A 25,476-nucleotide genomic window follows, 5' to 3' on the forward strand; every position below is an offset into this window, starting at 1 on the left:
GTGAAACGTTTTTTTATCGGCCCGGTAATTATTTGCTGTTTACTCATCGCCAGCCAAGCTTTGGCTCATAAAATCAGTATCTTTGCCTATACAGAAGATAATTCCATTCAGGGAGAAGTATATTTCAACGACGGTTCTCCAGCTAAAAATACCAGAGTTACTCTTCACCCCGTTGAAGGAGACAAGGTACTTGCAGAAACCAAAACAGATAAAGACGGAACTTTTAAGTTGCCCATCCCTAAGGGTGTAAAAGAAGTAAGGGTGGTGGCCTGGGCTGAAATGGGACATCGAGCCGAGATGAAACTAAAACTGGGCCAGGAAAATACAGAAACAGCGCCATCTGAGCCTGCTCCCGAAGCCAAAGCAGAGCCAACAAGCGCTCAAGTATCACCAACAGTTGCAGCCACTTCTATTTCAGAAGAACAACTTAGGAAAATTATTCGCGAGGAGGTTCGCAAGGAAATAGCCCCTATTAAGAATATGATCCAGGAGCTTGCCCGCGAAGCAGAAAAGCCTTCAGTAGGAGAAATTTTTGGAGGAATAGGTTATATTTTTGGGTTGTTTGGAATATGGGCATGGTTTCAGGCTCGCCGCAGATAAGAAAAAATGCTTTTTTAAGAACTTGTGATCCGAGGGTCAAGTTTATTTTGGCCCTCGGATACGCCATATTAGTAGCCCTTACTTATAATTTTAAGTTCTTAGCTCTGGCTTCAGTTTTTTCTATTATTTGTTTGTTTTTAAGTGGCCTACCTTTAGGTTATTACCTTAAAAGACTTGGGCTGGTAAATATATTTTTGCTCATCGTTTTAATTACTTTACCTTTTACTACCCCTGGGAAAGAAGTTTTCAAGATATGTTTTTTAACGGCTTCCAAAGAAGGGCTTAAACTGGCTCTTTTAATTTTTCTCAAATCAAACTTAATAATCCTTACGACCACGGCTCTTTTATCTACTTCGTCTATATTTGAGCTGGCTCATGCACTTCACCATCTTTATTTGCCATCAAAGTTAGTTCAGCTGCTATTTTTTACTTTTCGTTATCTGCACGTTATTGATAAGGAATTTACGCGCTTAAAAGAAGCCGCTGCTTTGCGCTGTTTTGTTCCCCGCACCAACCTATTTACTTATCGCACTACGGCTTATCTGGTAGGAAGCCTTATTGTGCGAAGCTATGACCGCTCCCAAAGGGTTTACGAAGCCATGTTATGCCGAGGCTTCAGTGGCACTTTCCCTGTCTATCATCACTTTTGTCTCAGAAAAAAAGATTTGCTCTTTGGAGTTTTTAGTGCCACCTACCTCGCTACTATTTTGATTTTTTGTTAATTTGTTTTTTATGGCGCTTTTAGAAATACGCAATTTGCACTTTGGTTATCCAACCCGGCCTATTTTTAAAGATTTTAATTTTTCTCTTTCCCCTGGAGAAAAAATAGGCTTGATGGGGCCAAATGGAGCCGGTAAAACCACTCTTTTACGGCTAATTGTTGGTCTCTTAAAGCCTGAGCGGGGTGAAATAATTTACAACGGGCGGGTATGTCAGTCTGAAAAAGACTTTCGCCTCCTGAGACGTGAAGTAAGTTTAGTTTTTCAAGATCCTGACGACCAGCTTTTTTGCCCTACAGTAGCTGAAGACATAGCCTTTGGGCCGTTAAATTTAGGTGTTCCTCGGGAAAAGGTGCCCAAATTAGTTAAACAGGTATTGGAACTCCTTGGTCTTCAAGGCTTTGAAAAAAGGATTACCTATCGTCTTTCTGGAGGAGAAAAGCGTTTGGTGGCTCTGGGAACGGTGCTAGCTATGGACCCGCAAGTTTTACTACTTGACGAACCTACCGGAGATCTTGACCCGCAAAATATTGAAAGGCTTATCAAAATTCTTAATAAACTTCCAGCAGCTAAGCTTATAGTGTCTCACGATTTAGAATTTCTCAAAGCCACAACTGAAAAAATATACTGGCTTGAAGCAGGAAATTTATCTCTTTATTACGATGTCTCTTCTTATAAATCTTCTCGTCTAATTTCCCTTGATCGTAGTATATTTCATTAATGACAAATCTTCGTTTTTTGGTCCCGGGAGGCGAAATTGTAAAATTTACCTTGCTATTTCTGCCGCGGAGTTCTGGTGGGATTGGTTATAGCCCAAAAATTAAGTCTTCCGCAAAGGCACCTTCTTTGCGGTGGCAGATGCTTATCAAAACTGGTATGACTTATCTCCAGAATAGCTTAAACAAGCTGGTTATTTTGATACGGAGGAATAAATATGGAACAACCGGTTTTTGATCATCGCAAACTAACTCTTGACGATGTTTTTGAGTTTGCCTGTTACCCTGGCATATCCTGTTTTAATATGTGTTGCTATGATTTGACTTTAGTTTTAAGTCCCTACGATTTTTTGCGCTTAAGGCGGGCGCTAGATCTTTCGTCTAAAGAGTTCATCGAGAGGTTTGCTGATTTTTATCTTGGAGACGTAACCCAGTTACCAGTTATCTCGGTTAGGATGAAAACTCATGATTTTGCCTGTCCCTTTTTGCGGGAGGAAGGCTGTTCTGTTTATCCTGATCGTCCGGCATCATGCCGAACTTATCCACTGGCGCGATTTACCGGCCGAGATGAAGAAGGCAAGCGTTTTGAAATTTACCGTATTATTCGAGAGACTCACTGCAAAGGCCACTTTGAAAAACGCCCCATAACGGTTAGAGAGTGGATAAAAGAACAAGGGCTTGAGCCCTATCACGAGTTTAATGACCTCTTCAGCGAGATCGTTTTTGCCCGCCAGCATATGGATAGGCCCCTATCTGCCGACGAACTGGATTTGATCTATAATGTTTTTTATGGCCTGGAAAACTTTAAAGATTATGTGACTTCTGAAGAGCAACTATTTAAGAAGTTCTTTTCTGAAGATAAAATAAAAGAAGCTCTTGAAGATGATGAGAAACTTTTGCGTCTGGGTTTAGATTTTTTGCGTCAAACAATTTTTAAAGAATATCTAGCCTTATAAAGTTTATCCTTAAACTTAGTTGCGTTATACTTGAATAAATTTCATCTAGGAGGTATGAGCAGCCGAGTGAAAAGAGAAGCTTTAGCTACTAAGAAAACTGTTTTAAAACCCGAAGACCTTGCCCGCCTTATGGCCCAACTTGCCTTAAACAAAAAAGTTCACGACTTAGTCATAATAGATGTTAGAGGACTTTCTTCTTATGCCGATTTTATACTGGTGGCTAGCGCTCGTTCAGCACGGCATGTGCAGGGAGTGGCTGATTACTTAGAAGAAGAGCTATACCGGGAAAACATTACGCCTCTTGGTATTGAAGGCACAGATGAAGGTCAGTGGGTACTGATGGATTATGGAGACGTTGTTTTTCATCTGTTTTTTGAGCCAGTTAGAGAATTTTACGACATCGAAGGCCTCTGGATGGATGCTACTCGCATAAAACCTGAAGACTGGGGCCTGGTTTTAGCAGAACCTACCGAAGAAGATGAAAATAAATAAACTACTTTTGATTATCCTTGACGGCTGGGGTTATCGCGAAGAAATAGAAGGCAATGCCATTCGTCTGGCAGGTACTCCCAACCTTGACGCTTTAAAAGAGGTTTATCCTTTTACCTTGCTTAAATGTTCTGGAGAGGCTGTAGGTCTCCCCGAAGGCCAGATGGGTAATTCCGAAGTAGGTCATCTCAATATCGGAGCCGGAAGAATCGTTTATCAAGATTTGACTCGTATAAACAGGGCCATAAAAGACGGAAGTTTTTTCAATAATCCTGTCTTGAAAGAAGCTTTTGCCAAAGCGCGTGAGACAGGAGGTAAGGTTCATCTTTTGGGCCTAGTTTCAGATGGAGGAGTCCACAGTAGCCTTGACCACCTATTTGCACTCCTTGAATTTGCTAAAAAAGAGGGTTTATGTGATCGGGTATTCCTCCATGCTTTTACTGACGGGCGAGATACACCCCCCAAAAGCGCTCTTGGTTACATAACCCAGATTAAACAAAAAATGGAAGAACTTGGTTGTGGCGAGATTGCCTCGGTTAGTGGCCGTTTTTACGCTATGGACAGAGACAAGCGCTGGGAGCGGGTGGCGCAAGCCTACTACGCCCTAGTTTTAGGTGAAGCTTTAGAGGTCTCTGATGCCCTACAGGCGGTAAAAGAGGCTTATAACCGGGGAGAAACTGACGAATTCATTAAACCTACAGTTATCGTAAAAAATGGCAAACCTTTAGCCCTTATAGAAGACGGCGACATAGTTATTTTCTTCAACTTTAGAGCTGACCGGGCTCGTGAGCTCACACGAGCCTTAACAGATCCAGATTTTAACGAGTTTGATCGTAAAAAGTGGCCTAAATTAGCTTACTACGTTTGTATGACCCTCTATGACGAAACCTTTGATTTGCCTGTAGCTTTTCCTCCTGAGCATTTAGTAAACATTTGGGGAGAGGTGATAAGCAAGGCCAGTCTTTATCAATTCCGTACAGCAGAGACAGAAAAATACGCCCACGTTACCTATTTTTTTAATGGAGGAGAGGAAAAGCCCTTTCCTTTAGAAGAACGAAAGCTTATACCCTCTCCGCGAGATATAGCTACTTATGACCAAAAACCCGAAATGAGTGCTTATGAAGTAACCGAAGAGGTTATTAAAAGGATTAAAAGCGATAAATATTCGTTTATTGTTATGAACTATGCCAATGGCGATATGGTAGGCCATACAGGAGTGCTTGAAGCGGCTATTAAGGCGGTAAAGGTGGTTGATGAATGTGTAGGTAAAGTCTTAAAAGTCTGGCGCGAGGTCACAGATAACGCTCCAGCTATCGTCACTGCTGACCATGGTAACTGTGAGATGATGGTTGACCCTGAAACAGGAGGACCTTTTACAGCCCACACAGCTAATCCAGTACCATTTTATCTTGTTGATGACCGATTTAAAAATAAAAAACTCTATCAAGGGATACTAGCTGATATTGCCCCAACAGGTCTATTTCTTATGGGGCTTGAAATACCTAAAGAAATGACAGGCAACATATTATTAAAACTTTAAAAAAAATCCTAAAAGTTTTATTTGTCTATAATCCTGAGGCCCGTCTTGACCTCTTCGAACTTTTTCCATGTTTAAAAAATTTTTTTAAAAATCGTCGCAATTTTGCTGTTATCAGAACCTTTGGCGATATAGTTTTTACTATTTTGATTTTTATGGGGCTTTTTGGTCCTCAAGATCCTTCAGAAAATATTATGTTATTTATTTCCTGGGGACTCTGGTGGACTTCAATCGTGCTTTCTTGGTTTTTTGTAGGACGAATGTGGTGTGGAGTCTGTCCTTTTCCTGGTATTGGTCGTATTTTTCAAAAACTAGGTCTTTACCGAAAAAAGCTTCCTAAACAGATCTTTCTTAAGTATTGTGCCTATGGAGCTACTATTCTTTTAGCTTTTATTTTATGGGTAGAAGCAGTAACTCATATGAAATATTCTCCATTTCTTACCTCATTGCTTCTTATTGCTATTCTTGTGGGTGCTACTATTTTTGCAATTCTTTATAAAGGTCAGGCTTGGTGCCGTCATTTTTGCCCAATGGGCAAGATTATCGGTGCGGCAGCTACGATGTCAATACTCGAGTTTCGCCCTTTGCTAGAAAAATGTCGCGGATGTAAAACTTTTCCCTGTAAAAGAGGCAAAGGAAATATTTCAGGTTGTCCTGTATACTTGGGAGCTTATGCCGTAAATAACAACTTACTTTGCCTGGTTTGCGGACATTGTGTTTACCTTTGTGATAGAGATTCTCCAAGGCTTTTTTTACGACATCCATTAAAAGAACTTATAATTAACAAAGGACGACACCTTACTTGTATTTATATCATTCCTTTTTTAATGGCTGCTCAATTGGCTCGTTTTGTACAGGAGAAAACCTCTTGGTATCAATCTTTTAAAACTTTTTTAGGTAATTCTGAAGCTTTGGCTTTTACGGTCATTTTAGGACTGTGGTTCATTTTTTTTCTCGGCATTATACGTCTGGGTAAGCTTTTTATATTTTCTGAAGATGAATTATTTGGGAAATTTTCACCTATGGTATCTGTCTTAGTTCCTATGGCTTTTTCTGGAGAGCTTATCTATCGCTTGGAATATGTTTTATATGAGGTGGGTAATTTTTTTCCAGTCTTTGGAAGACAATTTGGTTTTAATTTGGAAAGCTTGGGATTTGTTATTCCCGCGTGTTTAATATCTTTTGTCCTAAAAATAATTACTATTCTTGGTGGTATTGGCGCTTTTTATGTGGCCTGGATTTTTTATTCTCAAGAATTTGAAGGGATGGTGCCAAAGAAAAATTTTTTTGTTATTGTGGGATTAATCATATTAGTAAGTATTTTATACTTTAGCTTTATTTGAGGTAAAATATGTCTGACGAAATAAAATATGGAGAAAAGGCTATACTTGAAGCTGAGCTTGAGCCCTGGTCGAATCCCTACCCTGATAGAGATTACCTTATCGAAATAACCTTTCCTGAGTTTACCTGTCTTTGTCCGCGTTCGGGGTATCCTGACTTTGCTACTATAAGGCTAAGTTATATTCCTGATCAAAAAATAGTGGAGCTTAGGTCTTTGAAGCTCTGGCTAAATAAATTTCGTAATCGTTACATTTCCCACGAGGCGGCTACCAATGAGATCTTTGATGCCTTATGGGAAAAGTTAGAGCCACGCTACTTAAAGGTAGAGGGTGACTTCCATCCCCGTGGCAATGTTCATACGGTCATTACCGTAGAAAAACACAAAGAATAATCATAATCCCCAGTTAAATATTGGGGGAGTTAAGGCGTTAGGGGCGAAGCCCCTAATGGTTGTTTATCCAGGCGCTGAAAATACAGCAGACTTAAAGCTTTACAGGAAGCCATTTTTATTAACTAAGATCTCCCTTAAGCAGAAAACTTAGTTACTGTCCTAAAAGTTTGAAAATCTCTTTGATGGCCTTTTCTTTTACTTTTTCCTTTACCTTTTCTTCAACCTCTTTAAGGGAAACTTTAGGGCTTTCTATGGTGCCAGAGATGGTAAGAGGAATTTCATAGCCATTTGGACCTCTAAACAAAGAAGCCCCAGGAAAAGATCTGACAAATATTGAAGCATATTTCCCGGTCAAAAGTAATTTAGGAGTCAAATTTAGTTGTCCATCAAGTCCGATTTTTCCAGCTAGGTTAATAAGTAAGCCTTCACGAGAGAAATTACCTTTAACATTAACCCACCCATTGACTATAGAATACTTAAGTTTCCCTTGTTCAAAAGAAGGACTTTTCAGTTCGTCTATTTTCAAAATTTGAGCCACTAAAATGGTTATGGGATTTTCTTTAAAGCCTATTTGCATAAAACGAGCATTCCCTTGACCAGTAAGAGATTTTTTAATGGTTTCCGCTTCAAGGCCGCGGGCAGAAAAAGACCCTTCCGTCCAGACTTTTCCGCTGGCAAAATAAGTGCTTTTAGGAAGAAAGTTTTGAACTAAAGCAGGCAAGTCCGCTCCGGCTATAGAGTAAGCAAATTTTATTTTCGGAGTTTTAGAAAGGTCGGTAACAGTTCCGTTAAGTTGTGCTAAAGCTCCGGCTAATAGAAAATTGAAAGTTTTTAGATCAATGCGCTCTTTTGTCAAAACTATTTCGGCTTTAGTATCTTTGGCACAAACCTGATAGCAGACCTCATCGCCTTGAAATCGAATTTTTCCCGTAATAGGTATAGCCAGAGAGGCCTTGCCTGCTTTGGAAGGAGTCTGCTCTTTGGAGGCCTCTTTAGATGGGGTTTCTTTTTCTCCTTTAGGAATTAAGGCCTTTAAATCAAGTTTTTTGGTTGAAATTAAGAGATCAACTTTTGGCAGGGCCTCTTTTAGAGATATTTTTCCAGAAACATTCAGTTTTTCTCCGTTAATAGCCACATCTATTTTGGGTGACACTTCGGTCCTAGTAGCTCTGATTAATCCTTCCGTTATTATTTCGTACGGACCTTGTTTTATTTTGAGGGGCTTGGGGTAAAGAGAGACAGCTATTAAGGGGTTAGCTGTCTTTCCGGCTAATGATATTTCTACATTAAAATGCCCGTCTAACTCTGGAAGTTCCGCTTCTGGAAAGAAATATGGCCTAAGAACTTTGGCTAAATTTTCACCTTCTTTAAAGCTGGCCTTAGAGAGCTTTATGAGCCCTTTTAAGGTATCTTCAGCAAGTAAGACCTTTCCTTCAACTTTGCCTTTTAAAACTTTGCCTCCCTCAAAGATAATTTGATTTTCTTTTCCTTTAACCAGGGCTTTAAACTGTAGGTTTTCTATCAGAGGGTACTTTTCAACTGTTAAATTTAAATGGCCTTTGCCGAAAAAGGCCAAAGAAGTTCCTTCTAGCTTTAAGCCTCCATTTAAAGAAAATTTTCCTTCAGCAGGAGGAAGTTCTTTTTTTAAGTCTATAAAATTAATTTTGGCGTTTTCAATTTTTATGCTTTGGAAAATAAGAGCAAGTTTTCCGGGTTCTTTTTTAGCTGGTGGAGCTTCCTGGGGTTTGGTCGTTTCTTTTGCGCTAAAATATTTGACAAGATTTATGCTTCCGTCAGGTTCTCTAATTATTAAAATTTTGGGATGTATAAAGGCTACTTCAGAGACTACCAGTTTTCTTTTTAAAAGAGGACTTAATTTTAAACTCAGTCTTAACTCTTCAGCGGAGATAACGTTTTTTTGAACTTGAGGATCCGCAAAATTTACCTGGGTTACTTTAACTCCAAAAAAAACAGCCCTTTTGATTTCTCCAATGGAAACTTTTAAACCCGTGGCTTCTTCAAGGGGTGGAACAATAAAGGCTTTAATTCTTTCTGGAGTTAAGTACCGGCTGGCAACAAAGTAGAGAACAACTATTACTACCAGAATTAGCGCTAAAATTGCTCCTAATATTTTGCTGAGTTTGCCCATTTCCATCCCTCTCTTTTTTCAACCATTTTAACACCAAGTTTAAAATATTTTCTACTTAATTTTGACTTTAATGTGACTTTTGAGGACAGGGCGGATTTTTGAAAAGCTCTTCCAGGCTAATATCTGGACGAAAAAGGATCTTTATACCTAAGGAACTCAAGGCATAAAAAAGACCTCGGGCCTTATTGTCATCAGAAGGAACTATAAAAGTATTTACGTTTTGGTCTCTAAGCCATTCGGCCAGTAACACCCCGCGACGCTTTTCTTCTTGACGGCAAGGGTTGGGCACTCTTTTTTCTTCGACTATCTGGGGAGGATTTTTTTCACAATCTATAACCAGGAAAAGAAATTCCGGGGCACAGGCCAGGTGAGAGGTTATCTGACCATTTTCATCTAACGGTATCGCTATTTTTATTTTGTCCAATCGAGGAGGCTCAAAATGAATGATAACTCTGTCAATTTCAGGAAAGTTGTCGTAAATTTCTTCTTCTATGATAGTAACTATTTCGTGTGCTTCTTCTAAAGTGTGAACATCTAAAACCAGCTCTATTTCTACAAAGCGGTATCTTCCCGAACGTCTTCCAACTATCTTTTTTATTTTTATGACTTCTGGAAATTGGCGTACTATTTCGGCTATACGAGTAACCACTTCTGATTCAAGCCCTATATCCAAAAGCACTTTAAAGGCGTCAAGCATTATTTCCCAGCCGGTGTGAAAAATGATGACCGCAATAATTAGTGCTGCTATTTTGTCAAGCCAGTGAACACCAAAAAATCCGCCAATAAGACCGACCATAATAACAGCGGTGGCCAAAAAGTCAGTTTTCATGTGTTCAGCGTCTGCCGCTAAGCTTGGAGAGCCGGAACTTTTAGCGATTTTTAATTCCCAGCGGGAAAATAGAAAAAGGGCCAAAGTCATCAAGATCAAACCGCCTATGGCAAGAGGAATGTTATTTACTATCAAAGGCTCTTTAGAGTGAAGGGCGTTTAGTAGGATCTCATAAGCAGCCAAAAAAATGAAGCCAGCCGAAACGAGAGAGGCTAAATTTTCTAGCTTGTAAAGCCCATAAGGGAAAGCTTCTGATTTGCGGTCAGAAAACTTAAGTCCTAAAAAAACAGAGATCGAGCCAATGACATCAGTTAAAGAATGAAGGGCATCGGCCTGAAGAGAAAGGCTTCCGGCATATCTTCCTAATAGGTATTTAGCGGCGGCTAAAGAGAGATTGAAAATAGCCGCCAGCAGGGCTACACGGGCTAGTGTTTGTGACTCTTGGACTATCTTTGTCTGCCTCTCATACGCCAACGCCAACCTCCTCTTCCCCCGGGCGGGCCAGGATTTGTTCGTCTGATGTTCAGGCTACCACACTTAGGACAAGTAAAAACCCGCCCTGTTCCGAATGGTACACGCCACCGGTGACCACAGTCAAAGCATTCAAATTCACGATAAAACTCCACTAAAAACCCCCTAGCCAATTTTTGTTAACTGAAGACTAATCTTTTTGCGACTCAAAGTCAATTACAGTTTTTATTGTGTTCCTTTTCTGTTATGGCGAGCGGAGTTTATGAGGTTTAGTATGCCCCTGAGACTGCTTCGTCGGCACCCAGTGTCTCCTCGCAGTGACAGGTAATTGGCTGATAGCAATTAATATCAGAAAAGTGTCAATAGCTAAAAAAGAAGGCTGTTGAGGCTATTGATGTAATGAATGTAAGAAGTGGGGGGACAGGCGAAATTAAAAGGTTGCCTGTCCCTTAAATTTTTAGCCTTTCAGGCAGGCCTTAAGATCAGTTTCAGGATCAGAAATGGGCTTTATATCGTATTTGTCCGCCAGAAACTTGAGCACGTTTGGTGAAAGAAAGGCCGGAAGAGTTGGGCCAAGGTAAATATTTTTTATGCCCAGGTAAAGCAAGGTCAAAAGAATAGCTACGGCCTTTTGTTCGTACCAGGACACAATGAGCGAAAGGGGGAGTTCGTTTACATCTACGTTAAAGGCCTTGGCCAGAGCCAGCGCTACCTGGATAGCCGAGTAGGCATCATTACACTGGCCCATATCTAGCAGCCTCGGTAAATCGCCAATAGTCCCTAAATCTTTGTCAAAGAAGCGGAATTTCCCGCATCCAAGGGTAAGGACAATGGTATCTTTGGGCGTAAGTTCAACAAACCTGGTGTAATAATTGCGGCCGGGTTTTGCGCCATCACAACCTCCTACCAGGAAGAAGTGTTTAATAGCGCCGCTTTTTACCCCTTCAATAACTTTGTCAGCCACGGATAGCACTGTTTCGTGGGCAAAACCTGTCAGCACTTTGCGTCCGTTAGAGTCTTCCTTAAAGCCTTCCATATTTTGGGCCATTTCAATAACTTCTGAAAAATCATGTCCAGAGATATGCTTCACGCCGGGGAAAGCTACCGGCCCCAAGGTGAAAACACGGTCTTTGTAGGCTTCTTTGGGCGGCATCAAACAATTAGTAGTCATTACAATAGGTCCAGGAAATTCTGGAAATTCTTTTTGTTGATTTTGCCAGGCGGTGCCGTAGTGGCCGTAAAAATGCTCAAATTTTTTGAGTTCAGGATAGCCGTGGGCTGGTAGCATCTCTCCGTGGGTATAGACATAGATACCTTTGCCTTCAGTTTGTTTAAGAAGTTCATAGAGATCTTCTAAATCATGGCCAGAGACCAATATGGCTTTGCCGGCCTTATGTCCCAGCGGTACTTCCGTTGGCTTGGGCACACCGAAGTTTTTGTGATTGGCCCTGTCAAGCAATTCCATAACCTTGAGGTTTACTTTACCTAACTCAAGGACCATGTTTACCCAATCTTCAAGCCCTAACTCGTTTGACTCAAGGGTGGCCAGGGCGCGGTGCATGTATTCATAGACCATGGGGTCTTCTTCGCCGAGTTTAGTGGCGTGATACTGATAAGCAGCTATACCTTTTAGGCTGTAGATAGTAGTCAACTTCAGGGAGAAAATGTCAGGGTCTTTGGCCGTTTCAGGGCGGGGTTCGATCTGTTCGGCTGCTTTTAAAAGGGCTTCGTGTTCTTTTGGGGGATTAAACCCGGCAGAGCCGTCTTCAGGAGCCTCGCCGCCTTTGGCCTTAATCTTTTCTTTGAGCTGCTCCCTAAGTTCAATGGCCTTAAAGATATAGTTTTTGATAGCTTCCTGGTCAAAGTTAACGTTAGTTAAAGTGGCAAAAAGGGCTTCACAGGTAAAAAAGTTTACGTTTTTTTCGTCTATGCCCACCTGGCGGCCAGCCTGAGCTACTTTGCCAAGCCCCTGTAGCGCATAAATCAAAAGATCCTGCAAAACGTCTGTCTCATGGTCTTTACCGCACACGCCGATTTTGGTGCAGGCTACACCTTTGGCTGTTTGTTCACACTGATTGCAAAACATAATTTCTACCTCCTACATTTTGTTTTTCCTACAATTTAACTAGGGGTTCGGTAGGAGGCCTTGACTTAAATCAAGAAAGGAAAATTTCTTGAGGAAAAAATTTTTTGAGGCTGCCGCCTGGGTAACGTAAGGCCCAGAGTCCGGCCGCTCTGGCACCTAAAACATCGTCAGATAGGCTATCCCCTATCATTAAAGCCCTGTTCGGAGAAATTTTTAGCCTTTCGCAGGCCAGGTGAAAAATTTCAGGCTCTGGCTTCATAAAGCCTGCTTCACAGGATACTAGAATGTCTTCAAATAAGTGTTCAAGGCCAAAGGCTTTAATCAAGCGAATGAGCCTTTCGTCCCAGTTAGAAAGAATAGCCAGCCTGCGGCCAGAGGCCTTAAGAGCAGAAAGGGTTTCTTCGGTATCTGGGGACAGGCGAAAATATTTTGGGTTAGCAAAACATTCATATCCTTTTAAATAAGCGGCTTCAGGGTCTTTGAGCTTCCCAAAAAAAGAAATGGTTTTAAGAAACACCTCGCGCCAGCCTTCAAAACAGCTTTCAGGAGAGGCCTTCCAGTTTCCACGAAGGCTCAAATAAACCTTTAAAAAAGTTTTTTGGAGTTCAGAAGCGTCAACTAACAGGCCATATTCACGGCAAATTTCTGCGTAAATATAGCCCACTGGCGGGGTGATGTGAAAAAGGGTTCCTTCAGCGTCAAAAAAGACTGCTTCAATTTTTTCCCAGATATTTTGGGGTAGCATCATTCCTCCAGCGGCGGCAAAGTTGAACGCAGGTTTTCGTAAAAGGCCTTAGGGGCCAATTCTTCAAATACTCCTGTTTGGGCCAGAAATCGCCTCACTTCAACGCAAAGATGACATTTGCCGGCAAAGAATTTATTTTCAAGCTCAAGGCCAAACTCATTTTGGGCAAAAATAAAAAGCCCGTAAGGGCCTTCTTCAACGAGAATTTTAACTAAAGGAAGTTTACGATAATCAAAAGTTTTAACAAAAGCAGCCAGGTCTTCTATTTTTCCCAGGCTTAAGCCGCCACAAAAAAGAGGTATATAATGGCCATAGGGGTCAAAATGGACATGGCCTGAGAGGAGAATTTCGCGAAGGCAATTCTCACGGGCAAAATGTTCTGGAGGATATTTGCTAGGGGCTAAAAAACCTAGCTCCACACCGGCTCGGCCCCCTGGAATTAAGGCATAACCGTCCCAGAATAGACTCCCCGCGGCCTCGTTACCAAAAGTTTTAATCCAGTTATTAAGCGGGATGGGTTTTTCCCGGCTAAAACGGTCTATCAAGTCAATAAACTGCCACATATAAACGATTACGTTGCCGGCTCCAAGAATCTTTTCTGAAACCCTGATCGCGGTAAGCGTCCGCTTAAGGGGGATAGTTTCTGCGTGAAAAGGACTAACAGAAATGAGAATGCTTCTTAAGCCAGCATCTTTCAAAAGCTTTAACTTTTCTACACCGGTTGCGTAATCGACGCACCACCCGGCATTTGTTTCTACGTATTCTAGGGGAACGCCAAGCTCTGTGCATTTTTCCACGGCAAATAGCAAAAGGTCAAAATTCAGAAAGGCTTCGCCACCGGCCAGATGAAACCCCTTAAGGTTTTCTGAAGTTTCTTTTAGGCCGCGTAAGAGATTTTCTAAAAAATCGCGAGACATCCAGTCTTGCCACTTGGAGCCACAAGCGTAAACACAATGCCTACACCCACTCTGGCAACGATAAGAAAGCATTATGCCGCCAGAATCGAGAGGTTTAAGCTTCATTTTTTCTGATTTTTTCTATGATTTTGGTAGTAGATATCTCATGTTCGAAAGGAATACGCAAGACTTTTCCGCCATAACTTTTAACAAAACTGGCCCCAACTATTTTTTCTTCTGGCCAGTCCGCTCCTTTGACCAGGATGTCTGGTCGCAGGGTCTTGATGAGCTTTTCTGGTGTATCTTCATCAAAGAAAACAACGTAGTCAACCACCGAAAGGGCGGCTAAGACCTTAGCCCTGTTTTCCTGAGGATTTATAGGCCGTTCTGGGCCTTTAATTCTTTTAACTGAGGCGTCAGAATTAAGGCCTATTACCAGAAAGTCTCCTGCTTCGCGGGCCCTGGCAAGATAGCTAACATGGCCGGCGTGAAGCAAGTCAAAACAACCGTTAGTAAAAACAAGCTTTTGCCCAAGCGCCTTGCGCCGCCTAACCCGCTGGCAAAGTTCTTCTAGAGGCAGGATTTTTTCGGATAAAAGTGATGGGGAGACCGTGCGTGAAGTAACAAACAGTTGGCGAGCTTTTTCAAGGGCAGAAAAGTCCAGTTCTAAAAGGGTGATACCGCCAAAAGATTCTGATATTATTTTACCCCAGGGATCAAAGGCCACGCTTTGGCCACCAAGTTCAATGCCTTCTACCTGGCCCCTGGCGTTTACCCCAAGGCAAAAGACCTGGTTTTCTATAGCGCGGGTGCGCAAAAGGGTGTGGAAATGGGGCAGCCGTGCTTTAGGCCAGGCTGCTAAGCAAAATAGCACGTGGGCCCCTTCGGCAACAAGCTTTTTGGCTATCTCCGGAAATCTCAAGTCATAACAGATAAAAACTCCAATAGGCACACCCTTGAGTGTAAAAGGCGGAAGGAGACGGCCTGGTTTAAAGCCCTTTTTCTCGTCAAAGCCCGGAAAAAGATTTATCTTTTCCGCCACCTTGGTGATGGATTCAGGTGTTATTAGCCAGGCGGCACTTTTGGCTTTGCTGATATCCGCTCCGCCGATAAGTAAAGGGCTTTTTAACTTTTTCTGGATAGTAGGAAAAGCCTTTTTCAGGAAACTAGCCTCAAGGGCCTTTTCGTATCCGGAAATACCCAACTCTGGGGCTACCACGAGATCTGCTTCTGGGGCTTTCTCCAGAAGTTCAAGAAGACCGGCCAGAGTTTTTTCCGGTTCAGCGTAAAAAGGGTATTCCAGTATGCCTATTTTCATGGAAGTGCATTTTAGCCTCTTCTGGCCAGGGTAGCCACTTCTATTTTAGCGGCTCCGGCCTTTAAAAGTACGCGGGCACACTCCGCCAGCGTAGCGCCAGTGGTAAGCACATCATCAAATAACAATATCTTTTTCCCCTCCACCAACGCGAAATCTGTGACCTTGAAGGCCCCTTTTATGTTTTTGACTCTGGCCTGGCGAGTAAGTCCGGCCTGGGGCCTGGTATTTTTGTGACGAATTAGCAACTCTTTTACGGCGTTTTGGCCGAATATTTCCCGGGCCAGAAATAAAGTCTGGTTAAAACCTCTTTGGGCCAGGCGTTTAGGATGAAGCGGCACCGGACACACCACGAATTCTTCAGGCAAAGGTAAAAACTCTTTACGAAAGAATCTTCCCATTTCTCGTATTAGGTGGACACTTTCCTTGTATTTGAGGGCTTTAATGGCCCTTTTCAAGGGCTCTTCATATAAAAAGGGAGTTTTTAAGGGCAAGAAAAGCTCATCTTTACTCAAAAAGCCTACTTCGTTGCGAGGGAGTTTCTCGGCACAGCTTTTACAAAATAGGTTTTCGTTTGTTTCTAGGAGTTTTTTGCAAAGAAAACAATATCTTGGGAAAATTAAATCAAGTAGGGAATTGGTTAGCTTTTTTAGGCTGAGTTGTTTTGTTTGTTGCCACATGGTTATAACGAATAAATCGGCCAGGAATTTTTGAATATAAAGTTGTTTTTGGAATGAGTTAAAAATAAATAGAAAATGCCGTTGTTATGGCAAGGCCACTTAGCCCTCTAAAATGTTGTGTATAGGCTGTCAGTAAACACCTGTGCTTTCCATGGCTACAATGGGACAATTCTTAAAAAGGGCCCGACTAAAAGTCGGGCCCTAAAAACTACCTTAAGCGGATGCTTACATAACGTCTAAATTCTTTATCTCTGACAAGGAAAAGAACTATTCCTGTTTTCTTACTAAGTGCTAAAGCTTCAACAAATTCCTTAAGGTTGTGGACTCGACGGTGATTTACCTCTTCGATCAGCATACCTGGACGCAAACCAGCGATATCTGCGGGGCTACCAGGGGCTACACCTGTAATAACTACGCCTTCATTTACTCCATAACCCAGCTGTTCGGCCAAGGCCGGCGTAAGAGGCTTTACCTCTAGTCCTAACTTTTGCAATAACTCATTTTGACCGGTAAGGATACTAAAACTTTGAGGTTGGGAACCGATAACAACTTCAAGCTCCTTTTTATGGCCTTTTCTGAATACCACCATCTTGACTTTAGTTCCTGGAGAAGTAAGGGCTACTAAAGTGCGCAATTCAGCGACATTTTTGACGGGTTTACCATTATATTCGACAATTATGTCTCCGGGTTTAAGCCCTGCCTTATCAGCGGGGGAATTGGGAGCTACATCTGTTACCAAAGCCCCTTCAGGCTTTTCTAAGCCAAAGGATTTAGCCAGATCTTCATTGAGATCCTGAATTACCACTCCAAGCCATCCCCTTACCACCTTGCCTTTTTCTATCAGCTGTTTAGCAATCACCTTGACCATATTAATGGGAATAGCAAAACCTATCCCCATGTAACCGCCTGACCGAGTAAAAATGGCGGTATTCATCCCAATAGCTTCACCTCTAAGGTTGACTAATGGTCCTCCAGAATTACCCGGATTAATAGCCGCATCGGTTTGAATAAAGTCTTCATAGTCAGTGATGCCCATACCTGAACGACCTTTGGCACTAATTACACCTACGGTGACGGTTTGGGTAAGGCCAAAGGGATTACCGATAGCTATAACCCATTCACCAACCTGAATCTTATCTGAATCGCCTAGGGGAAGAACTGGCAAGTTATCGGCCTTGATTTTGAGTACCGCTACATCAGAAGCCGGGTCTGTACCTACTATTTTGGCCTTAAATTCTCGGCCATCGGCAAGCTTTACTGTAACTTTATCCGCATTAGCCACCACGTGATTATTAGTAATGATATATCCGTCTTTGCTTATAATAAAACCTGAGCCCGCTGCCATTTGCTTGTATTTGTGGGGGAAACGTTCTCTGAAAAATCTTTCAAAAAAGTCTGGACCAAAAAAGTCAAAAGGACTGCCAAAAGGAAAAGGTTCCATGGCAGGCCCTTGTTTTACTATCACCTTTTCAACTTGAACAAAAACTACAGCTGGCCCAGCTTTTTTGGCTACCTGGGCAAAAGCATGTGAAAGTTTTATGGCCAAATTGATGGCTTCTTGATCTTGAACTTTATTCTGAGTGGTAACGGCTTTATTTTCTTCTGTCCTTTTTACTTTGAAAATTTCCTCAAAAACCGAGGCATTAGCATTAACATTCGCCAAAAAAACGAAAAATAACAAAATAACTCCTATTTTAGACCTCATTTTAAAACCTCCTTTTTATTTTGCTTCTACTTCCTCTTCTATTTCTTTGGGCTTAGCCCCTAAGGCCTGCCAGCGCTGCCGTATATACTCACGTACTTCTTCTATGTCTTGGCGAACGCTTTCTTCGTCTCGCCCCTGAAGTTTGGCTATCTCTGCAAAACTTAGACCATCAAGAACATGCCAAACAAAAGCCTGCCGTTTTTCTTCAGGCACTCTTGAAAGCTCTCGCATGATAAGATTGTTAAGTTCTTCCGCTGAAAGAGCTTCTTCAGGTTCGGTAACCTCTCCCGCTGGTAATACATCTTCCCAACGAAGTCTTTCTTCTTCAAAAAAGTAGGGACTTTCAGGCATTTCCTTGAGTTTATAACGTACGTCATCTAAAGGCACAGTTTCTTCCACTGGTATGGCCTCGTGTCCTTCTTCCTTTAGTTTATTTATCTCTCGCTTGATAATTTCGAGGATTTTCTTATGCAAAGCATGGGCCAAATCTCCCATAGCCACTATTTGGTCGTAGTTTTCATAAGCCCAAAGGATAGCCTCATCTACCACATCGCCTGGATCTAAATATTCTGGAGGCAACTCCCCGGTTAGCTGATGAAAAAGTATTTCGCGACGAGCAATACGATAAAGGTCTCGCAAAAGAGGACGCAAACGATCCATAAAACGCTCTTTGAGGTCAGCCTGTTTATCTACGGCCAGTTCTGGTAAGGCCTTGGCCATCTCTTGTATATAACGCTGATGGCGCTTATAAACATGTTCTCCTCTCAATTCAGAAAGATGACGAGCAAGTTCTTTTTCCAAACGCTCTCTAGCTATTTTAAAAGCGGTTTTCAGGCGTTTGTGTTCTCCCCTTGCCGAAAGAACTCCCTGAGGGACTGAAAGGGTTAATTGCACGAAATAAAACTTTTTCTTTTCAAGCCCTTCCACCACGATTCTCAAATGCACCAGGTCAGGGTCAAATTTGTTGGTCAACTTTTCGAAACGTTCAATGATTTTGGCTACATAATTTTCAGCAAGCTTTTTATCTGCTGGGCTAATATCACGATAAATTACATGATGTTGCATAGTTTCCCTCCTTTATTTGATTTCTTCTCTTATTGAAAAAGTTTTTTCTTCCGTAGGTAATGAACCAAAAATCAAAGGCCTTTCTATTTCCATGATTATTTTCCCACCGTAGAAAACCATAACGGTTCCAGTTGATTCACTAACAGTAATGGCTACGGCCTTGGTTATAGCGGTAATAGCCGCTGCAGATCTATGCCGGGTCCCAAGTCCTGGAGGAATATCCACCATAACTCCTCCAGCGCGAATAAAAGCACCAGCCGTTTCAATTATCCCGTCACCCCTTATGACAAAAGCCCCATCAAGGCTGGCAAATTCTTTGATTGTTTCTTCGAGATGGGGATCAAGAATATTTCGTTCTTTCTCGTCATATCCTTTGAAGGGGTTTAATATAAGCTGTTCACAATATTCCAGGACTTTCTCGCTATCACCTATGATAAAAGTTGTGCCGATAGGCTTCCCTTCTCTTCCTTCTACGGCTAGGTCAATGGCTATTTCTAGAACGCGTAAGAAAACTTCTGGCCTAACAACTTCGCGTAAATGTTCAAGCTGATTGACTTCGAAAAACTCAAACTCTGAACCGATATCTATGATGAAAAGAGAATCTAGTACCCCACTTTCGGCAATTCCAGATAGACAGAGGATTATATCTTGAGGGTGAAAAATACCTTTAGACACACCTACCAGGACGGCTATTTTCATCTGTCCTAGGCGGGTCAATTTGATATGAGGCACTCTTATAAAAGATACTTTTTCTGGTAAAGGAAAATTTAATTTATCACGACTTACCAAAACAAGTTGAGCATTTTCCAGTCTTTCCACATAACTTTTGAGTTCTTCTTCATTATGAAAAACATCGGCGTAAACCATAATGGCTTGCAAGGGAAGACAGTTGGAAAGCTCCACAGCATAATCTAGAAGTTTATCTGTTAGACATTTTTTTAAGTCTAATTTCAGTAAGTTCATACGGCCTCCTGATAACCCCTTCCGAGGAGACCGTAAGAGCGGGAACATGCCGTGTCAAGACAAGATGTTTTAGGCCTTGATAGGTAATTTCGGCTAGATATAAAAGATTTATTACGTCTTCTCGATTATAAAGAATAAGCTTTTCTAAAGCTTTTACATCTTTTTGGTGTTGCCACTTGCGCCAGAGCCTTACGGCTTCAAAGCCGTCAAGGCCGTCTATCTCGCTGGGACGGGCTAAGCCAAAGACTTTTTCAATACGTTTAAGGCCTCCTTTAAAGCCCAACCGTTTCAGCAAAGGGCAAAGATCTAAATGGACTTTTGGCATGGGGAGCCAGGGATAGTGATTTCTTAAGAAAGGAAAATCAAAAAAAGAGCCTCCAAAAGTAACTACCAGTTCGGCATCAGCTAAAATTTGAAGGCCTTCTTCTAAATTTTCTCCAGCAATAAAGGCTTTATATTCTTCTCCATCAAAAAGGCCTAGTACAGTCACTTGGTTTAGACCCTTCTTTAAACCATCTGTTTCAATATCAAGAAAAAGGGCTCGATTTTTGAATTTTTGATACAAACGCCAGTGATGGCGCTTGGGCAAAATCTCAGCTAAAGAGGCGAGGTTTTCTTTAAAAATAATGACTTGACTAAGTTTTTTCTTCCAAAAAGAAAGCCTCCCAGGGGATATCCCTGGAAGGCTTTCTGCTTCCAAAAGCTTCCACCAATGGGTAACACCTTCTTGCCAGAGGAAAAACTCAGTCCTTTCGCTAACCCCTGGCAAAAATAAAAAAGTACGATATAGCATTAAAGCTTATCGGTATAAATTTTTACCTTGTATTTTGCTTTAAGTTCTTTTAAAGCCTGCTGTAAGGCTTCTTTTTGCTTTTGATTAATGTATTCTTCTTTTACTTTCGCTTTGACTTCTTCAAATGGCTTTTCCTTAGGAACTTTCTTTTCTTCGACTTGAATAATATGAAAACCAAAAGGCGTACGAATTGGCTTACTAATTTCTCCAGGTTTTAAAGAAAAAGCAGCATCTTCAAACTCTTTGATCATTTGGCCTCTACTAAAAAAGCCAAGCTCTCCCCCTTTGTCTTTAGTGCCTGGATCATCGGAGTACTCTTTGGCCAGTTTGGCAAAGTCTTCACCCTTAAGAAGTCTTTCGCGGATTTTTTGGGCTTTCTCGTAAGCCTTTTTAACTTCCTCTTTAGAAGCATTTTGGGGAACTTGAATTAAAATGTGCCTAGCCCTTACTTCTTCGGGTTCCTGAAATTTAGCTTTGTTTTTTTCGTAATAACTTTTAAGCTCTTTATCGCTAACCTGTTTGACTTTGGCTAGGACTTTCTTTTCAAGATAGGCTTGGGCAAGAATTTGTTTGGTAGCCTCTTCTATTTGACGCTTGACCTCTGGGTCTTTTTCGAGGCCAGCATCTTTGGCTCCTAGGGCCAAAACTGAAATTTCCGCCCAGCGTTCTACCAAAGCTTTTTTGAGCTCAGGCTGATGAGCAAGAATCATCTTGATTTGAGGAGGAGCAGATTCAAGCTGAGCCTCAAATTCTTTTTTGGTTAACTTATAAGGACCCACTTTAGCTAAGATTTCATCCTTGGCGTGTACCGTAGAGGCAAATCCTATTAGTAATGCCAAAACCACCGAAATTAAAAATTTCATACGTCCTCCTAATGTTGGAATTAATGAAGTATTACCTAAATTTTCACTACTGTCTATGAAATAAATTTATTTTCCTAAATTCCCGCTGAATCGGAAGTTAGAGTCTGTTTTTATATGTCCCAAGAATTGACGCTTAAGAGCTAATTTGCTAAAAAACTTTAAATGGCTGGATTTAAGATCCCTGGCATAACTGTATATAGGCTTGCCTTATATGCCCGCACGCTCGAAAAATTGCTTGAAGAAGGAAAAGATATTATCAGTTCCGAAGAATTAGCCAGAGAATGCGGGGTTAATTCTGCTCAACTTCGCAAAGATCTTTCTTATTTTGGCCAGTTCGGGGTAAGAGGGGTTGGCTATTCTATTCCCGCTCTTCTAAGACACATCCGTCGCATATTGGGGGCAGGTAGAGAATGGTTTATGGTACTTATGGGCGCAGGGCATTTGGGACAGGCTCTTCTAAAATATGAGTTTTTGCCTAAACGCGGCTTTAAGTTCGTTGCCGCCTTTGATATAGACGAAGAAAAAATAGGCCGAGTCGTAAATGACGTTTATGTTTATCACCTCAATCAATTAAGCTGGGTATTGAGAGAACATCCTGCAGAAATCGGCGTTATTGCCACTCCAGCCAAGGCCGCTCAAGAAGTAGCTGATCTTTTGATAGAAAATAATATAAAAGGTATTCTTAATTTTGCGCCTGTTCGCATTAAACACCCGCCCAACGTCATAGTCGAACATTCAGATCTTACTATCCTTTTTGACAAGTTAGCCTTTTATTTAAATCGGCTGGACTAATCGTTTTTCCGTTTTATCTTACCAGAAGAAGTATTCGGAGCGAGTATGCCTAGATTTGTTGATCAAACCAAAATTTACGTAAAAGCAGGTAATGGGGGAGCTGGCTGTGTGAGCTTCCGCCGCGAGAAATATGTCCCTCGTGGTGGCCCTGATGGAGGCGATGGCGGCAAAGGCGGAGATGTGATCCTCGTAGCCTCGAGTCAGCTCCATACCCTTTATGATTTCTACCACCAAACCCATTTTAGGGCCGAAAATGGCCGCCCTGGCATGGGCAAAAAAATGAAAGGCCGTGATGGAGATGACCTTATCTTGAAAGTGCCTGTAGGCACTATCGTCAAAGACGCAGAAACCGGAGAAATACTTTATGACTTTACTAAAGACGGAGAAAGTTTTGTAGTAGCCAAAGGTGGACGAGGAGGAAGAGGCAACGCCCGTTTTGCCACTCCTACTCGCCAGGCTCCCCGTTTTGCTGAGCCAGGCAAACCTGGAGAAGAACGCTGGATCATTCTTGAACTAAAACTTATAGCCGACGTGGGTCTAGTTGGTCTCCCAAATGCTGGAAAATCTACGCTTCTCTCACGTATTACCGCAGCCAGGCCTAAAATTGCTGATTATCCCTTTACTACCATTACTCCTAATCTTGGGGTGGTAAAACTCGATGAAGAACGTTCCTTTGTCGTGGCTGATATCCCGGGGTTGATTGAAGGAGCTCATAAAGGCGTAGGATTAGGACTTGACTTTTTAAGGCACATAGAACGAACCAAAGCTATTTTGTATGTTCTTGACGCTTCAAAGGGCGAAGAATGTTTAAAAGATTTCGAATTATTACAAAAAGAATTAGCTCATTATCACCGTTCATTGATAGAAAAACCCGCCGCTATTGCCCTTAACAAAATAGATATCGTCTCTGACCGCCAAAAACTGTATGAACTAAAGGCCTTCTTTGAGAAAAAGGGCTATCCAGTGTATCTTATTTCTGCAGTAACTGGAGAAGGCATAAAAGAACTTCTGGAAGGGCTATGGCGGCTAATTCATCAAGTTTAAACAAAAGAAGACCTTACTTAGAGCGAGCCAAACGCATAGTAGTAAAGGTTGGAAGCGCTGTTATTACCGGTGAAGACGGTCTTTCTCGCGAAGTAATTAATAATCTTTCGGCAGAGTTATCACGTTTTGCCAGAGAAGGTTACGAAGTGGTTCTGGTTTCTTCTGGAGCTATTGCCTGTGGCCGAAAAAAGTTAGGCTTGCCTAAGCGGCAATTTACTCTTACCGAAAAGCAGGCTTTGGCTGCTACAGGTCAAGCCGGGCTTATTCAATCATATGAAGAATACTTTGAACAATACGGACAAACCGTAGCCCAGATCCTTCTTACCCGCACGGACCTGGAAGACAGACATCGTTATCTTTTGGCCAGAAACACTATTTTAAAGCTATTACGCTGGCGGGTTATCCCTATAATAAACGAAAACGATACCGTGGCGGTAGAAGAAATTCAATTTGGCGATAACGATCTCTTGGCCGCTATGGTAACTGGTTTAATAGGGGCAGACATTTTGATTTGCCTCTCAGACATTGATGCTTTGTTTGATAAAGACCCTAGAGAAGATCCTACTGCTAGGCCGGTGCGCGTAGTAGAAAAAATAGACCAAACCATAGAAAAAATGGCTGGCAAAAAACCTGGACGCTTAGGTCGCGGGGGAATGGTCTCTAAAATTAGAGCCGCAAAGATGGTCACCTCTCTAGGAATACCCATGGTTATTGCGCCAGGGCGTGAACCCATGATACTTGAGAAGATATTTGCTGGCAAAGAAATAGGGACTTTTTTCCTGCCTGCCAAAAAGATTACCGCACGAAAATTTTGGATAGCATATCATCCCAGGCCTGAGGGGGCTTTGATTTTGGACGAGGGAGCAGTAAAGGCCTTGGTAGAAAGAAATAAAAGTCTTCTTCCTGCAGGGATAAAAGAAGTCCGAGGAGTCTTTGATAAAGGTGCTTGTGTAGAATGTCTAGACGAAAAAGGCCGCCGTGTCGCCCTTGGCCTTACAAATTTTTCCTCAAATGAGATTCAAAAAATTAAAGGCTGTCACTCCCGAGAGATTTGTCAGAGGTTAGGGCTAGCTCATCAAGACGAAGTTATCCACCGGGATAATCTGGTTCTTTGTGAGTAGTTACATCTCCTTTTGCCACTTACTACTACAAGCACCCCAGAAGACGATAAAAAATTTTTCGCCTGTCCCTATTATCGGCATAACTTTGGGATAACTGAAATTTTGCCTGTCCCCAATTTATTGACTTTACTGTTTTACCCTGCTACCCATGAATACATGGAAAAGATTGTGGCGAAAATCCTTGATGGCCAGAGAATTACCAAAGAAGAAGCCTTGCTGCTCTGGCAGGAGGCCTCTTTTTTTGATCTCGGCTTTCTGGCCAGAGAAGTGCGCTTAAGACTCCATCCAGAAAGGGTCGTTACTTATATCGTTGACCGCAACATAAATTATACCAACATTTGTATCTCGGGATGCAAGTTTTGCGCCTATTATCGTCCTCCTGGAACTCCAGGTGGTTTCGTGCTTTCCCAGGAAGAACTTTTCCGCAAGATAGAAGAAACTCTTGCCCTTGGAGGAGTTCAAATTTTGCTCCAGGGCGGTCTTCACCCTGAGCTTCCTTTTTCTTTTTACGTTGACATGCTAAGAAGCATAAAAGAAAAGTTCCCAGAAATTCATATTCATGGTTTTTCTCCTCCTGAAATTATTCATTTCTCTAAGATTTCAGGAAAAAGTATTGAAGATGTTCTTAAAGACTTGATAGAAGCAGGCCTTGCTTCTATCCCTGGTGGTGGAGCAGAAATCCTTGTTGACAGAGTTCGCCAAAAGATTTCTCCCAACAAATGTAGTGCCGAGGAATGGCTTGAAGTAATGCGTGTAGCCCACACCCTTGGGCTTAAGACTACGGCTACCATGATGTTCGGTCATATAGAAACCATTGAGGAGCGCATTGAACACCTGGCCCGGATAAGGGAGCTCCAGGATGAAACCGGCGGCTTTACCGCCTTTATTCCCTGGCCTTTTCAACCCGGCAACACTGAACTTAGAACTCCCAAAGTTTTGCCCGTAGAATATCTGAAAATGCTTGCTCTCTCGCGCATATTTTTAGACAATGTAAAAAATATTCAGGCCTCCTGGGTAACTCAGGGGCCCAAAGTGGCCCAATTAGCCCTTGAGTTTGGGGCCAACGATTTTGGTAGCACCATGATTGAAGAAAACGTAGTAGCCGCCGCGGGAGTCTCGCACCGCCTTTCCATAGACGAAATAGAGCGCATTATAAAAGATGCTGGCTACATCCCCCGGCGCCGAAAGATGGACTACACTTTAATTTAAA

At 42.0% G+C, this 25,476-nt stretch carries 24 protein-coding genes and 2 pseudogenes; 12 read left to right on the forward strand and 14 right to left on the reverse strand.

From position 1 onward, the window contains the following. The 8 genes from THEIN_RS05140 to queF all read left to right on the forward strand — a co-directional run bounded on the left by THEIN_RS05140 (position 1) and on the right by queF (position 6,749). Positions 1–600 (forward strand): hypothetical protein, encoded by a 600-nt coding sequence (locus tag THEIN_RS05140; RefSeq protein WP_013907623.1) that lies wholly within the window; start codon positions 1–3, stop codon positions 598–600. After that, positions 570–1,322, forward strand: a complete 753-nt coding sequence (gene cbiQ / locus THEIN_RS05145; RefSeq protein WP_052299040.1) for a cobalt ECF transporter T component CbiQ — start codon at positions 570–572, stop codon at positions 1,320–1,322. The genes THEIN_RS05140 and cbiQ overlap by 31 nt, the downstream gene beginning before the upstream one ends. Positions 1,323–1,332: 10 nt before the next feature. Then, positions 1,333–2,040, forward strand: coding sequence for an energy-coupling factor ABC transporter ATP-binding protein (locus THEIN_RS05150; protein WP_013907625.1), 708 nt, complete (start codon positions 1,333–1,335; stop codon positions 2,038–2,040). A gap of 213 nt (positions 2,041–2,253) precedes the next feature. Further along, on the forward strand, positions 2,254–2,991 hold the full coding sequence (locus tag THEIN_RS05155; protein WP_013907626.1) for a YkgJ family cysteine cluster protein: 738 nt from the start codon (positions 2,254–2,256) through the stop codon (positions 2,989–2,991). Between the two features lie 54 nt (positions 2,992–3,045). Continuing rightward, the gene (rsfS, locus tag THEIN_RS05160; RefSeq protein ID WP_013907627.1) at positions 3,046–3,483 is read left to right on the forward strand and encodes a ribosome silencing factor; all 438 of its coding nucleotides are present in this window, start codon (positions 3,046–3,048) and stop codon (positions 3,481–3,483) included. Continuing rightward, entirely contained in the window at positions 3,470–5,020 is a 1,551-nt protein-coding gene (gpmI, locus tag THEIN_RS05165; protein ID WP_013907628.1) for a 2,3-bisphosphoglycerate-independent phosphoglycerate mutase, read from the forward strand. The genes rsfS and gpmI overlap by 14 nt, the downstream gene beginning before the upstream one ends. Positions 5,021–5,172: 152 nt before the next feature. Next, positions 5,173–6,360 carry a 4Fe-4S binding protein gene (locus THEIN_RS05170; RefSeq protein ID WP_217125060.1) on the forward strand — a complete coding sequence of 396 codons (1,188 nt, stop codon included), beginning with the start codon at positions 5,173–5,175 and terminating at the stop codon, positions 6,358–6,360. A gap of 8 nt (positions 6,361–6,368) precedes the next feature. Then, on the forward strand, positions 6,369–6,749 hold the full coding sequence (gene queF / locus THEIN_RS05175; protein ID WP_013907630.1) for a preQ(1) synthase: 381 nt from the start codon (positions 6,369–6,371) through the stop codon (positions 6,747–6,749). Between the two features lie 151 nt (positions 6,750–6,900). Here the strand turns inward: queF and THEIN_RS05180 are convergent, their stop codons facing one another. From THEIN_RS05180 to THEIN_RS11560, 14 genes and pseudogenes are all read right to left on the reverse strand, one after another. Then, complete coding sequence (locus tag THEIN_RS05180; RefSeq protein ID WP_013907631.1) at positions 6,901–8,898, reverse strand: DUF748 domain-containing protein; 1,998 nt, start codon at positions 8,896–8,898, stop codon at positions 6,901–6,903. A 67-nt stretch (positions 8,899–8,965) separates the two neighbouring features. Then, positions 8,966–10,201, reverse strand: a complete 1,236-nt coding sequence (locus tag THEIN_RS05185; protein ID WP_013907632.1) for a cation diffusion facilitator family transporter — start codon at positions 10,199–10,201, stop codon at positions 8,966–8,968. 454 nt (positions 10,202–10,655) lie between these two features. Beyond that, positions 10,656–12,284, reverse strand: a complete 1,629-nt coding sequence (gene hcp, locus THEIN_RS05190; RefSeq protein WP_013907633.1) for a hydroxylamine reductase — start codon at positions 12,282–12,284, stop codon at positions 10,656–10,658. Between the two features lie 70 nt (positions 12,285–12,354). After that, complete coding sequence (locus THEIN_RS05195) at positions 12,355–13,032, reverse strand: HAD family hydrolase (RefSeq protein ID WP_083817659.1); 678 nt, start codon at positions 13,030–13,032, stop codon at positions 12,355–12,357. Further along, positions 13,029–14,051 carry a radical SAM family protein gene (locus THEIN_RS05200; RefSeq protein ID WP_013907635.1) on the reverse strand — a complete coding sequence of 341 codons (1,023 nt, stop codon included), beginning with the start codon at positions 14,049–14,051 and terminating at the stop codon, positions 13,029–13,031. The genes THEIN_RS05195 and THEIN_RS05200 overlap by 4 nt, the downstream gene beginning before the upstream one ends. Further along, positions 14,041–14,508, reverse strand: a complete 468-nt coding sequence (rfaE2, locus tag THEIN_RS12525) for a D-glycero-beta-D-manno-heptose 1-phosphate adenylyltransferase (protein WP_041435053.1) — start codon at positions 14,506–14,508, stop codon at positions 14,041–14,043. The genes THEIN_RS05200 and rfaE2 overlap by 11 nt, the downstream gene beginning before the upstream one ends. Positions 14,509–14,628: 120 nt before the next feature. After that, positions 14,629–15,243, reverse strand: a pseudogene (locus THEIN_RS12530) (nitrilase-related carbon-nitrogen hydrolase); the annotation flags it as partial. 11 nt (positions 15,244–15,254) lie between these two features. Then, a complete protein-coding gene (locus THEIN_RS11555; protein WP_169311151.1) occupies positions 15,255–15,755 on the reverse strand; it encodes a ComF family protein in 501 nt (166 codons plus the stop codon). A gap of 27 nt (positions 15,756–15,782) precedes the next feature. Beyond that, positions 15,783–15,920, reverse strand: a pseudogene (locus THEIN_RS12535) (hypothetical protein); the annotation flags it as partial. A 208-nt stretch (positions 15,921–16,128) separates the two neighbouring features. Beyond that, positions 16,129–17,625 (reverse strand): DegQ family serine endoprotease, encoded by a 1,497-nt coding sequence (locus THEIN_RS05215; protein WP_013907638.1) that lies wholly within the window; start codon positions 17,623–17,625, stop codon positions 16,129–16,131. Positions 17,626–17,640: 15 nt separating this feature from the next. After that, on the reverse strand, positions 17,641–18,690 hold the full coding sequence (locus THEIN_RS05220) for an RNA polymerase sigma factor (RefSeq protein ID WP_013907639.1): 1,050 nt from the start codon (positions 18,688–18,690) through the stop codon (positions 17,641–17,643). 12 nt (positions 18,691–18,702) lie between these two features. Beyond that, on the reverse strand, positions 18,703–19,653 hold the full coding sequence (locus THEIN_RS05225; protein WP_013907640.1) for a DNA integrity scanning protein DisA nucleotide-binding domain protein: 951 nt from the start codon (positions 19,651–19,653) through the stop codon (positions 18,703–18,705). Beyond that, positions 19,610–20,446: a ribonuclease H-like domain-containing protein gene (locus tag THEIN_RS05230; protein ID WP_013907641.1), complete on the reverse strand. Its 837-nt coding sequence runs from the start codon at positions 20,444–20,446 to the stop codon at positions 19,610–19,612. Before THEIN_RS05230 ends, THEIN_RS05225 begins: the two co-directional genes overlap by 44 nt. Further along, the gene (locus THEIN_RS11560; RefSeq protein WP_013907642.1) at positions 20,446–21,309 is read right to left on the reverse strand and encodes a peptidylprolyl isomerase; all 864 of its coding nucleotides are present in this window, start codon (positions 21,307–21,309) and stop codon (positions 20,446–20,448) included. Before THEIN_RS11560 ends, THEIN_RS05230 begins: the two co-directional genes overlap by 1 nt. Positions 21,310–21,471: 162 nt before the next feature. Between THEIN_RS11560 and THEIN_RS05240 the strand changes: the two genes are divergently transcribed. The 4 genes from THEIN_RS05240 (at position 21,472) to mqnC (ending at position 25,475) form a co-directional block, all read left to right on the forward strand. Further along, positions 21,472–22,101, forward strand: coding sequence for a redox-sensing transcriptional repressor Rex (locus tag THEIN_RS05240; protein ID WP_013907643.1), 630 nt, complete (start codon positions 21,472–21,474; stop codon positions 22,099–22,101). Between the two features lie 45 nt (positions 22,102–22,146). Beyond that, positions 22,147–23,145 carry a GTPase ObgE gene (gene obgE, locus THEIN_RS05245; protein WP_013907644.1) on the forward strand — a complete coding sequence of 333 codons (999 nt, stop codon included), beginning with the start codon at positions 22,147–22,149 and terminating at the stop codon, positions 23,143–23,145. Next, complete coding sequence (gene proB / locus THEIN_RS05250) at positions 23,121–24,266, forward strand: glutamate 5-kinase (protein WP_013907645.1); 1,146 nt, start codon at positions 23,121–23,123, stop codon at positions 24,264–24,266. Before obgE ends, proB begins: the two co-directional genes overlap by 25 nt. A 156-nt stretch (positions 24,267–24,422) precedes the next feature. After that, positions 24,423–25,475 carry a cyclic dehypoxanthinyl futalosine synthase gene (gene mqnC, locus THEIN_RS05255; protein WP_041435060.1) on the forward strand — a complete coding sequence of 351 codons (1,053 nt, stop codon included), beginning with the start codon at positions 24,423–24,425 and terminating at the stop codon, positions 25,473–25,475. Position 25,476: the final 1 nt, after the last annotated feature.

It is taken from the genome of Thermodesulfatator indicus DSM 15286, assembly GCF_000217795.1.
In the GTDB taxonomy this organism is placed as follows: Bacteria; Desulfobacterota; Thermodesulfobacteria; order Thermodesulfobacteriales; family Thermodesulfatatoraceae; genus Thermodesulfatator; species Thermodesulfatator indicus.